Here is a 12,712-nt window from a genome sequence, read left to right as displayed (position 1 = left end):
GCCAGGTACCCGAATCATGTCTGTTCCATTGATACAACAATGGTCTATAAATGGGGCTTATTGGAGGCGCATGTCATGATTTTATTATTCTTTGAAGTAAACTCTGAAGTTCTTTTACTATTTCTGGATATTCGTTTGCTAAATCATTTTTTTCCTGCGGATCAATCGCGAGATTGAAAAGCTCAGGATCCTCTTCTGTCGGCATTCCCCATCCAGGTCTGCGTTCATTGGCGTGCAGCAGCGGCGGGTTGGGCAAAACCAGTTTCCATTTTCCGCGGCGGATTGCAAATCTGCCGAAGACACTGTGGAATATCATTACCCTCTCCGAGCCGTCATCTTCTTTTTGCCCAAAGAGATTCTCCTGTACATTATGGCTGTCCGGGCCTGCATCTTTGCCCAGTTCATACCCAAGCAGTGCGGCAAACGAGGCAAGCATATCAGTTAGGACAACAGGAGAACTGTTCACTTTATCTGCTGCGACTTTGCCGGGCCAGCTAACAATAAAGGGAACTCTGTGCCCGCCCTCCGCAATCTGGGCCTTGCTGCCCTTCCATGGACGATTCGGATCGTGGCCGTATTTGTCCAGATAGGATACAGGCTCCTGATAAGGAGCATTATCACCGCCGTTGTCGCTTGTGAAAATGAGTATCGTATCTTTCTCTATGCCAAGCTCATTGAGTTTCTGCATTATTCTGCCGACAGTATTGTCAATCTCAACGATCATATCTCCGCGGCGGCCAGCCTTTGATTTACCTTTGACAGAGTCCGAAGGCACACACGGCCTGTGAGGAGCATGCAATGGGAAATAAAGGAAGAATGGACTCTTTGATTTCGAGTATTTATCAATCACATTCAGAGCCTTATCAGCCAGGACGCTGCCTATCTGGTCATCTTTCCAGTCTTCTGTGACAGGCCCGGGAACCATCGGGGCAGGTTCAAGTTCCTGTTTTATCATTTTTGGTATTCCAACGGTATGCCTGTTCTCAATAAAACAGTACGGCGGAGCCTGATAGTTTCCGGGACCGCCGAAGAAATAATCAAAGCCGTGATCTAAGGGGCAATCCGTCAGCTCTTTGCGAAAATCAACATTTACCCCGTAATGGACAATATTCTGAACTTTCCACCTGTTTAAGGGAACTTCTTTGCCGTTGATTGTCTGCCAGCCGAGCCCAAGATGCCATTTACCGATACATGCGGTGTTGTAGCCATTTTCTTTGAACAGCCCGCCAAGCGTTAGCCTCTCGGGCTCGATCAGCGGCCGGCAGAAATTGCTCAATACGTGGCTTTTGAGCCGCGTGCGCCATGCGTAGCGGCCGGTCAGCAGGCCGTATCTTGTCGGCGAACAAACAGCCGAGGGCGAGTGAGCGTCTGTAAAGAGCTGACCCTGCCGGGCGAGCCTGTCAATATTGGGAGTGGGTATTTTCGAGTCTGCATTGTAGCAGCCGGCATCGCCGTATCCCATGTCATCTGCCATTATGAAAATCACATTCGGCTTATCCCGCATCTGTTTTGTCTGACCGTCTGGGATCAGATTCTCCTGAGCAGAGGCAGTTAATGTAAATCTCACACCAAGTGCGGCCAGGCCCACCTGAGCGGTTCTGTTCAAGAAGGAACGTCGATTCATTGTCTCATCTCCTGTATTTGTACCATTTATTTGCCGGAGCCGGTCTCTTTAGACGGCTCGGGCGGCAGATTTTTGTACCAGAATTTGTAAAGCCCCGCCACACCAATCATGAAAACAATAAATGCTGCTGCGAGGGCCCTGAAATTCATTGCCATCGCGGTCAAGGGCATCATAAACATTGATATGATCCAGCACAGGCCAAACGGCAGGGCTATCAGGTCATTTCGGTTTTCAATCCGTGTTGCCTCTCTTGCGTCGGGCGGCAGTATGTTTTTATAAGGCCCCCAGAATCCGAACGGTCTTGTTGTCCTGTAGAAATTCTCAAGCACTTCATTATCTGTCGGCTTGCTTAAATAAGTACCTATAATAGAGAAAACGGCAGGTATTGATGTTAGTATAACGAACTGCCAGCTTTCATGAAGCTGCGGCCAGAAAGTTCTCTGCACGAGAGCTCCCAACAGTCCGGCGGTCATGCCCAGGGCAAAACCTGAACCGTTGAACCGCCACCAGTAAAGCCGCAGAACCAGAGGCACAGCCAGTCCCGAGCCCAGGCCCATCATAATCCAGCCCCAGATATCATTTATGCTTTTGCTGGTATATGCAAAGAGAAACGCGATTATTATCAGGGAAACTGAAAAAATGTAGATCGCTGCAAGCAGTTCCTTGTGAGATGCTTTGGGACGCAGGAATTTCTGGTAGATGTCCCTTGTGAACAGGGCTGTTGTTTTGTTCATCGTCGCACTGAATGTTGACATTTCAGCGGCTATCAGGGTTATCATCATCAGCCCCCTCATACCCGAAGGAATCTTGCTCAGCAGTACAGCGGGAAGAATCCTTTCGGCGTTTATCGTCCCTTCATAGCTCAACAGCGGCAGTTTTCCAGCCCAGTCCGGGCCTATTATTTCTCTGAGGCCGCTGATCAGGTCAGGGCTGTACTTTTCGGGAGAGTTTATAATTCCCGCAAGCGCATCGGGCCACTGATTCTTGCCTACTGCGCCAAGATGTACTTTTATGAGTTCCGCGGCCTGCATAAGAGACTCTGAATCTGCAAAAAGATCCTTTACCAGAAATAAACCCAATATGGCAAAACCCATCATCATGGGCCAGCGCATTGTCAGCAGACATGCCCAGAGACAGGTGAGCTTGCCGCATTCCCTCTCATTTCGTGCGGCGAAATAATGCGGCTCGCCGCCGCTGCTGAAACCTGCCACTATGTTCTTTAAAACCAGAAACACAGTAAACATAAATAATGACTCATACATCTCATAGGCTTTGGGCATAGCCGCGTGAATTTGAGGCACCGCAGATGCCCATTCCTTTACTCCGGTAATCTGTATCGCCAGGTTATGCAGCGAATCGGCGTCCGGAATCGCCAATGAGGCCTTGACGACAACAAAAATGATCCCTGCCGTTATTAGCACCGATTGGAAAATGTCGCTGAACACAACTCCGTACCAGCCTGAAGATATCGTATAAATAGCAGCTATACCAATAGTTATAACCGAGCAAGCAAACGGAGATATCGGCACAAACATCGAGAAGAAAAGCCCAACGCCTTTTGCCATGTATGCCAGCATACCAAGTGAAAACGCGATTTGAGCGATTGCCGAAGCTGCGCGAGCGAATTTCCCGCCGGCGCCGTCACCGAAACGGTAAGTCATCCATTCCGCCCCTGTCATACAGTTAGACCGCCTGTGCCACTTACCCGTCCAGATCATCATGAAGATAAGGGCAAGATTGGCGCCTCCCCTGAACTCTATAAACAGACCCCTGGGTCCCAGAAGAAACAAAAGAGATGTTATAAGCATTGTACCCACAGCATCGAGAGACCAGCCCATCCCTGTCACTCCAAGCGCCCACCAGGGCATTTTGTTGCCGGCGAGGAAGTACTCCTGGAGATTTTCAGAGGCTCTCTTTTTGAGATAAAGACCTATACCAATTAAGATCAGAAAATACAGCGATATAATGGCATAGTCGAAATTGTTTAAATACTGCAAGGATGCCTCCAAAACAAAGCGGATTGTGTATGTACTGATGCCGTATTTGTTACAGGCATCAAAGACGCTAAATCTTATACGTTATTATACAGTTTGATAATGGCGGTAAAAACTGCTCTTTTGGATTCAGATTACCAGTCTCTCAGTTCCATCATCCAGGGGGCCTCAACCTCAAAATTCGGTTTTGGAGCTGAAAGATCGTAATTTTTATGCCATTTACAATCCCAAAGCTGTTTCAACCCAATTCTTTTAACCGACTGGTCAACCTGGACGGCCTGGACAAAATCCATCATGTGCCGCTCTATGCACGCCATCTTCATGGTGTCGCTGTTCCAGGAAAGACCGGTCATTGGTACAGAGAGCGAGCTGTATCTGGGAGGCGAATCAAATCTGGTGGGAGTAACCGAGATATGCACCGCATCGATGAAAACGGGCACTTCGGCGGCATCCGCCATGTCAAAATTTCTCCAGAAACGTTTCGCGTCACGGCCCGCTACGTTGCGGCTGCCGGTATCGGGCGGGTTACACAGCCAGTCATTAAAGGCATAGCTGGTACTATCATATTCAGAATAACGTCCGCCTGCATCATCCCAGCCGCTCCAGGCTGCCCTGGGAGTCCTGCCGACTACAGAAACAGGCTTTGTGGCTTCGGGGCAAAGGCTGACCTTATCACCGCCCTTGCCGGTAGGATTATAGTATTTGCGCAGGGCGTTGAGCCAGTTCTGATTTGACTGCTCAGGCGTTGCAAAGCCGTAAACGCCTGCCCAGGCAGAACGGTTTTCAGTAACATACATGCTTGCACACAGGGCGAGCTGCCGCAAATTGCTCATACAGACTACTGCTCGGGCCTGCTGCTTAACCTTGCCGAGTGCCGGCATGAGAAGTGACATTAAAAGTGCTATAATTGAAATAACTACCAGCAATTCAATTAAAGTAAAAGCATTTCTTTTTACCATTGTAATGACTCCATAATAACATAAGTTACAGCTGAAAAGCATCTAAGACATAACTCTGCTTCAACTATGCTTTGTTATTTTAACACGGACGATGAGTTAATCAAGTTTTTTTTTAAATATTTGAAAAAAATAGACAAATTAAAGACTACTTAATATCTAATTAAAACCTTTATGTTGGCAGCGTAATTCCGTTTTCTCACCTGCACTAATTTTAATTTCTAACAAAAATCCCCCAAAAACATGGCACTTCACAAAAACTTGCTCAACACACATATTTGCGTAAGACTAAACTAATAAAACACTTAGAACGATATGTCTTAAAAAACCACTGCGCATGCGGCCTTCAAAAGTTTTAGCAACCATTTACCATAAAATAATCATTAAATTGCAAACTTACCTTGCGACTATAAGCTGATAATGAATATATTTGGTTTTTTAATCAAAATTAAAACACAATTATCTTGACATTAGCTTGTGTACAAAGTAAAATATGAAAATATGAAGTGATATGTGAGCGAGTAATATTATTGTAGGTATTTTATTAGAGATTATTTAAATGGGTATATGCAGCGCCACGATTCTACAGCAATTCTATTCAGAAGTTTGGCTGAATAACAGTCCTCAGTTAAACTATCCGCATTCCATAACAACAGCATTCTCAAAATCTGGTTTTGAGAAATTATATTGAATGTATTTATCAAAAGGAGAAATAGAGTTGTGCTTCAGAGTTTAAGTTGGTATTACATTTATATCAAAAGAGGATCTCAAAAATGGTTTTTGGGAATTTTAATAAATTATTTTGTATTTTACAGGAGTTACTGATGTGTAAGAAAAACATTCTACTCTCAGCGGCAGTCATTCTAATTTTGTTTTGCGGATTGTCAACTGCTGCCAATAAGGTTTGGTGGGGCTATGATGATGATAACTGGGATACTGACGGCAACTGGGCTCCGGAAGGTGCACCAACTTCAGCCGACCCGGTATTCATAGACCAGCGAGCAGCCGGTTCATACACTTACCCCGTTTTAACAGAAGCTAACACTGACGCCAAATGCGCGGTACTTAAGCTCTCACAGTACGGAACCGGCGGGCGACTTGACATAACGGGAGGAAAGCTCTCTGTGTCAAATCTGGCTTATATCGGGGTTAAGGCAACGTATGTAACTGAGCTCAACATGAGCGGCGGTGAACTGATTATTACGAACAACATGTTTGTACCTTATGCAGGGGAAACGACCTTCACCATGACCGGCGGCAGTGTCTCAATTGGCGGAACGCTTTCCGTATCACATCAGGCCGTTGCCGACAGTTTTATAAATCTGACCGGCGGAACCGTCGAAGCATCGGCTTTTCTCTGGAACACAGGAGACACCCGATTCGGACATATAAACATCGAAGAAGGCACGCTGCAAATAAACAGCGCAACTGACTATACAAATGATTTACAGGCCCTGATTGACTCCGGCGATATAACCGCCTACGGAAGCGGCACAACCCGCTATGACTGGGTCAGCCATCCAAGATCAGCATTTGAACTTGAGTATACCGGAAGCGCCACAATACTCACGGCAAAACTCCAGGATGTTAATACCGCCTGGAGTCCATCGCCGAGCAACAGAGAGAGAGTTGACAATGTAAACGGCGGAGAGACCGTATTGAGCTGGTCATCCGGCGAGAGCACACGCGAGGTTGACGGACACGATGTGTATTTCGGCACCTCCTGGCAGGAAGTATATGATGCTCAGACTGAATCTCCTGAATATATCGGCAGGCAGTCGGCCAATGATTATAATGTCGGTCAGCTTCCGCTTGCAGAGACATACTACTGGCGTATTGATGAGATTGATCCAGAGGGTATAACCTACAAAGGGGATGTCTGGCAGTTCTCCACACAGCAAGGTAGAGTCGTATGTAACTTTGATGACTATACCGATACCAGTGGATTGCTTTCAAACTGGACAGAAACCGGCGGAGCGGAGGTCAGCCTTGAAACCGCTGAAATAGGTGTTCGCCTGACAACCATTGAAAACAGCATGATGTTTGAATATGATAATTCCGCAGCCCCCTACTACAGCGAGGTTTCTGCGGATGCGGCCGGTCTTCCGGATTTTGCTAATGCGGCCGACTGGAACTGGCTCGAAGTCGAGGCCCTGTATGTAAGTCTGCACGGTGTCTCTGACAACGATGCGGCAGACGGGCTTTACGTTGGGCTGGAAGATAACACTTCAGCTGTAGAGGTTGTATATTATTCAGACATGAACGATCTTATCCAAGAAAGCTGGGAAGATGTGATTGACTGGAACATCCCGCTGAGTGAATTTGCGGGTGTTGATTTAAGCAATGTTCAGAAGGTATTCTTTGGCCTGGGCAGCAGGACAAATCCGGCGGCCGGTTCCAGCGGTACAGTTTACATTGACTCAATGACACTTTACCCGCCGCGCTGCGTTGGGTGGATAAATCAAGGCTCGGACATCGGAGACAAAGAGAGCTCCGACTGTACCGGCGACGGTGAAGATATTCTCGCTCTAGGTCAGGATTGGCTGCAGAATTACAGCGGCACTATTACCGCAGCGTCTCCTGCCGGAAGCCCAGTTCTGTATTATGATTTTGAGGACGGCAGCGGCTATTATGTAACCGACCGGGCGGGCAGCCATACCGGAACCATCTCCGGTGATCCGCTATGGAACTCACAGGGATATACAGGCAACTGCTTCGAATTTGACGGAATAACCAATTATATCGACGTTGACGGTGCAGTAATCGAGAACCTCGATTCCGCTGTGACTGTTTCCAGCTGGATAAAAGCCTCTGCCAGTGAGATATTCGCGGCGGGCGGTTTCCTGTTCTCGGCTAAAGGTGATGACGGCGTTGTGCGGTTCTATCTGCAGATGGCAGGATGGCCGGAAAATCAGCAGCAGGCCATTTATACACAGTTCGCGGTGGGCAATACAGGCTGGCCAAACACTGATAACTGCACTCTGGGCTCAATATATCAAACACCGGTTGGATATTTCAGCCAGACGGCAGCAAAAGAATGGACACATTTAGCCGTTACCAAGAATACCGCAGACGGAACAATGAAGCTGTATATAAATGGTAAGCTCTACGCTGCAACAAACGAGAGAACCCAGGCAATAGGCGATGATACAGCAGTATTTGACCAGGCCAGACTTGGTGCAAGCGCAGCCAATGTTGCTCTGCAAAAGTGGAGAGGCTACGTGGATGAATTCAAAATCTACGACTATGAGCTCACCCAAAGCGAGATTATGAATCTGGCGGGGTATGCCCCCGGAGAGTCTCTCGAGCAGCCGAACCTGTCTTGGGCTGACGTAAACGGTGATTCTAATGTCAACCTGGCCGACTTTGCTGTTCTCGCAGCAGATTGGCTTCAAACAATCACATGGCCGTAAACAGCATTATTTTAAACCTTAACTATCGAAAATTTCAGAATAAGAATATTCCGGGGTTCGCAGCACCTGTGGGCCCCGGATGTTAATTAAAATATCTCTGAAAAACAAAGAAAACACTCTTTCTTTTTTGCTAAACATATAGTCTGTCTTGTAGGAATCAAATCGAATGTATAATCCCAGAGAAATAAACAGGCGTGATTTTATTGCCGGTATGGCGGGCATTGGGGCATCAGCGATGATTACATCTATGTTGGCCTCTAACGGTTTTGCTGTATCAGCAAATCAGGCAGGCAAAGGTTCCGATAAACTTGAATGGCCGCTCTGCTCGGAAGATTTCTCTGCCATGTCTTTAGATAAGTCAGGCAGATTGTGGACTGTAAACATTGAGTTTCTCGCGGGAGATAAACGAATTGGGGTTTACTGTCTCGATAAAAACAATATAAAACACCTGTTTGAATTTAAAATCGCGGGTATGACCGGAATTTCCTCGCCTGCAATCGCGGCTTTTGGCCAGGGCTGTGTAATATGTTTCCCTGTTGAAATAGATGATAAGTGGCAGATAGCCTACTCGTTTGTAACCGCGAAAACTGACTATCCGGCAATTAAATTCATTAAGTGCCCGGGCAATTCCAACATTTCGCCGGCGGTTGCAGTCACCGGCGATAAGGCATGTATCATTTGGGAAAGCAACGCTCAAGGCAAAAGAGCAATATACTCATGTTTTGCAGCCCCCAAATCAGCCGACATGCCGCAGAGAATCAGTGATGAAAATGCAAACAGTTACAACCCCGCTGTTGTTTCATTGTCAAACGGCGATATCTTTGCCGCGTGGGACTCTCTAAGAGATACCGGTGCAGACATCTATGGCGCACGTTACCGCGGCGGCAGCTGGGAGGAGGAATACAGGATCACCTCTGACTCCAGAATAGAAAGACATCCGTATTTATCAGTTCACAACAATGAAATATGGATGGCATGGCAGGCGCAAAGCTATAAAGGCAAGGCTATAAACAACGTAACTGAACAGCGGATTGCCGCGGCCAGGATTGACGGTGAAGAGCTTCTGGGCCCGAAAAATTTATTTGTTGAAATTTCTACTGATGAAAGATTTCTGCTCAGGCCCAGGATAGCTTTTGACAATTCCGGCCGACTTTGGCTCACTGCACGGGAATCTATCAGTTACAACGCCGGCTGGCTGGCGAAAATCTGGTGTTACAGCGGCAGTCAATGGTCAGAGCCGAGGGTTCTGCTTGACAACCAGGGAAGATGGAGGCCTGTGGAAATCGCAGTTAACAATGACGGCGATGTTTTAACTTCCATTCAGTATGACAATTTGCCGAAATCATGGGATTTTAGACCTCACGGAGACAGAAAATCCGGCATCAGCATAGAAACCACTCCCACTGAACAGAAAGACAGTAATTCAAAACCTGTTCTGGAGCCTCTTAAAATGCCGGAAACTGAATTTTCTCTAACTGATAAGATGGCGATCTGCAGCGCTGAGCTTCCCAGAGAAAAAGTCCGGCACAACGGCCGGCAGCTCAGTGCGTTTTTCGGCGACTTCCATGATCATACTGATTTAAGTGTCTGCAACCGCAGGCTAAACCCTCCGGGACACGATTTGTTTGCCAACGAGAGGGACATCGAGAAGCTCGATTTCTGCGCAACTACCGATCACGACTTTGATTATGACAGGCCGCAGTGGCAGTTTAACGGTGAACAGACGCGGCAGAATCATGACCCGGGCAGGTTTGTTACATTCCTGGCCCAGGAATGGACATCAAGCCAGAACCAGCCTGCGACTCCTGAGGGCTTCTGCCGGTACGGACACCATAATTTGATTTTCTTAGACCCCTATCACAAAAGGTTTTACAACGCCTATGCAGGTGATATAAGCCCTCGAGAGCTTTGGAAACAGCTTGAAAAAGATAAGGTGGATTTTATCTGCATACCGCACCAGCTCGCCGACTGGCAGCATAAAGGCAAAGCCAATCCGCCCAAGGACTGGAACTATGTGGACGAGAAATATCAGCCCGTCGCGGAGATTTTCCAGACCAGGGCTTCATACGAATACCTCGGCTGTCCAAGGCAGTCCGGCCAAGGCGCACCGTTTAAAGGTAATTACCTCCAGGATGCCTGGGAAAAAGGCATAATTATCGGCGTTATTGCCAGCCCCGACCACGGCGGCGGAAACGGCAAGGTTGGCGTCTGGGCTGAGAGCTTAACAAGAAAAGATATATTTGAAGCTGTAAAGGCTCGCCACACGTTTGGAACTTCCTGCCCTAAAATGTCATTGTTTTTCAGAAGCAATGAAGCGATAATGGGCGACAAAACGCAGAAACGCAGCGGAGCAATACCCTTTGAAATCAGAGCCACGGCCCTGCAGGATATCAAAGAAGTTGTGATTTTCAGGAATAACAGCATCGTTTATAAGGCTCAACCTTTAGAGAAAAAAATTGAGATTAACTGGATCGATGAGAATCCTGCACAGGATTCGGAGACTCTCTGGTACTATACCCGAATACAGACTAAGGGAGGCGAGCTTGCCTGGTCAAGTCCTATATGGTTTGTTTTACATTAAATAAAATATTGTAATAATAAGATTTATAGAAAACGTTATAAGGAGAACATGAATGTTTCCAATTGGAACTCAGTATCACCGTCCGCCGACACCTAAAATGGAAAAATGGGAATATGACTTTAAAACCATGAAAGAACATGGGTTTAATATTATTCGCGGCTGGGCAATGTGGGGCTGGCTCAACCCCAAACAGGGTCACTACGATTTTTCGGAGCTTGAGAGACTTTGTGATTTGGGCGCTGAGAATGACATTAAGGTTATTCTTCTGGTCAATCTCGAGAGCTCGCCTGCCTGGTTATACAAGAAATATCCGGACACCCTATACGTTGATCATAAGGGGGTCAAGGTTATGCCGCACACTGTGCATAACACCTGCTGCGGCGGCTTCCCCGGCCATTGCCTCGACTGGCCGGATGTGAGAGCCCATGCCGAGGATTTTATTGAAAAACTGGTTACAAAATTTGCTTCCCACCCTGCCCTTTACGGCTGGGAACCGCATAACGAGCCGCTTCATGAGCCGGCACGTTATTATCTGTGCAGCGATGGAGAGTTGTTCTGCTATTGCCCCAAAACGCTTGAAAAGTTCACACAATGGCTCAGAGAAAAATACAACAATGACATCAACCTGCTCAATAACACATGGCAGCGGCGTTACGGAGAGTTTGACGAGGTGATACCGCCAATTGAACGCGGCAGTTATTCTGACTGGACCGACTGGCGGCTTTTCCACATCGAGTCGCTGGTAGAACAGGATCGATGGAGAACGCAGGCTATCCGTGACAACGATCCGCAGCACCCTGTTATGATTCATACCCGTTCCGGTGCTTCAGGGCGTAACATCGTTTATGACTGCACGGACGACTGGAGGCTCTCAAAACTGGTTGACAAGTTTGGCTTCGCGAATTTTCCCGAGAGTGTTTCAATGCTTGACCATGCTTTGGCCGGCGATATTAACCGTGCCGCGGCAGGGGGAAAGGAATTCTGGATGCACGAGCTTCAGTCTGGCTCCTACGGGATCGGCCTGGACCTTCCCGGCCCCGAGCTCTCAGGTGAGAGGCTTGCCGGCTGGGCATGGACTACCATCTCACAAGGTGCCAAAGGCCTGCTGTTCTGGCAGTACCGGACTGAGCAGTTTGGTGCCGAATACGGATTTAACCTTGTCAAGCTCGACGGCACGCCAACCCAGCGGCTCACCGCCGCGGCAAAAATCGGAGAAACGATCCGGGAACACGAAAAACTGTTTGATGAGCTCAAAACCGTTCCGGCGGAGGTTGCGATCGGATATTCACCGATGAACCCTCTTATGCTCTATGTTGCCGACGGAACCGTCAAGCCGTTTGACGAGTCGTACCTGGGTATTTACAGGATGCTGTGCAATCTGAATGTCGCTTCTGTTGATATTGTAAGGACAGACTCTCAGGTTGTTGACGACGATTTCGACAAATACAAGGTGCTGTACCTGCCGCTGCCGCTCTGGATCGACGAAAAGACATCGGCCAAAATTGCCGCGTATGTTGAGCAGGGAGGAACGATTGTATCTGAACCTTCGTTGGCATTCATTGAGACTGATTTCTTCTCAGCTGACACAGTTCCCGGCATGGGTTTAAACAAAATTTTCGGCTGCCGCAGGGAGATTATATCAAACAGTAAGGATAAAATCCTTAAGATCAAGGCCGGAAACCGGACGCTCTCTTCTCGCTTTTTGCGAGAGATTCTCATACCGGAAAGTGCACAGGTACTTGGCACATACGATAACGGTGAGCCGGCAATAACCGTAAACAATTACGGCAAAGGAAAAGCCGTTTATCTGGGCACTAACATTTTCAACAACTATTACCACCAGCCTTCTGCGGATGTGCGTGAATTCTTCCAGCAGCATTTCCATGGAAATCTAAAGAGTTTTGCCCGGACAAGCAATGAGAGTACCTTTGTAAAAATCATGGAAACCGATGCTGTCAAGGTTGTTTTCCTGTTCAATATGGCTGATGATGATATCTCAACAAAATTGACTGTAAACTTGAACATCACTGAAGCAGAAGATATTTACAGCCACAAAAAGATACAGTTTGAAGCAGGAGAACAGTCTTCTTCAGAGATTCATATGAAACCGCATGAAACCTGTATTCTATTGATAAAATAAAGAG

At 47.4% G+C, this 12,712-nt stretch carries 6 protein-coding genes; 3 read left to right on the top strand and 3 right to left on the bottom strand.

Features of this window, described 5'->3' with window-relative positions:
* Positions 1-73 precede the first annotated feature (73 nt).
* The 3 genes from SMSP2_RS06780 to SMSP2_RS06770 all read right to left on the bottom strand — a co-directional run bounded on the left by SMSP2_RS06780 (position 74) and on the right by SMSP2_RS06770 (position 4,577).
* Positions 74-1,624, bottom strand: a complete 1,551-nt coding sequence (locus tag SMSP2_RS06780) for a sulfatase family protein (protein WP_146683231.1) — start codon at positions 1,622-1,624, stop codon at positions 74-76.
* Between the two features lie 26 nt (positions 1,625-1,650).
* Positions 1,651-3,621: a sodium:solute symporter family transporter gene (locus tag SMSP2_RS06775; protein WP_146683230.1), complete on the bottom strand. Its 1,971-nt coding sequence runs from the start codon at positions 3,619-3,621 to the stop codon at positions 1,651-1,653.
* A 131-nt stretch (positions 3,622-3,752) separates the two neighbouring features.
* Positions 3,753-4,577, bottom strand: a complete 825-nt coding sequence (locus SMSP2_RS06770) for a prepilin-type N-terminal cleavage/methylation domain-containing protein (RefSeq protein ID WP_222566420.1) — start codon at positions 4,575-4,577, stop codon at positions 3,753-3,755.
* Between the two features lie 821 nt (positions 4,578-5,398).
* On the opposite strand from SMSP2_RS06770, the gene SMSP2_RS06765 reads away from it, so the two are divergent.
* The 3 genes from SMSP2_RS06765 to SMSP2_RS06755 all read left to right on the top strand — a co-directional run bounded on the left by SMSP2_RS06765 (position 5,399) and on the right by SMSP2_RS06755 (position 12,708).
* Complete coding sequence (locus SMSP2_RS06765; RefSeq protein WP_186804905.1) at positions 5,399-7,987, top strand: LamG domain-containing protein; 2,589 nt, start codon at positions 5,399-5,401, stop codon at positions 7,985-7,987.
* 166 nt (positions 7,988-8,153) lie between these two features.
* Positions 8,154-10,568, top strand: a complete 2,415-nt coding sequence (locus tag SMSP2_RS06760) for a DUF3604 domain-containing protein (protein WP_146683227.1) — start codon at positions 8,154-8,156, stop codon at positions 10,566-10,568.
* Between the two features lie 52 nt (positions 10,569-10,620).
* Positions 10,621-12,708, top strand: coding sequence for a beta-galactosidase (locus tag SMSP2_RS06755; protein ID WP_146683226.1), 2,088 nt, complete (start codon positions 10,621-10,623; stop codon positions 12,706-12,708).
* The last annotated feature ends 4 nt before the right edge of the window (positions 12,709-12,712 follow it).

The organism is Limihaloglobus sulfuriphilus, assembly GCF_001999965.1.
Taxonomy (GTDB): domain Bacteria; phylum Planctomycetota; class Phycisphaerae; order Sedimentisphaerales; family Sedimentisphaeraceae; genus Limihaloglobus; species Limihaloglobus sulfuriphilus.
The sequence above is the reverse complement of the archived record's forward strand: the minus strand, read 5'-3'. Positions and strand labels throughout refer to the sequence as shown.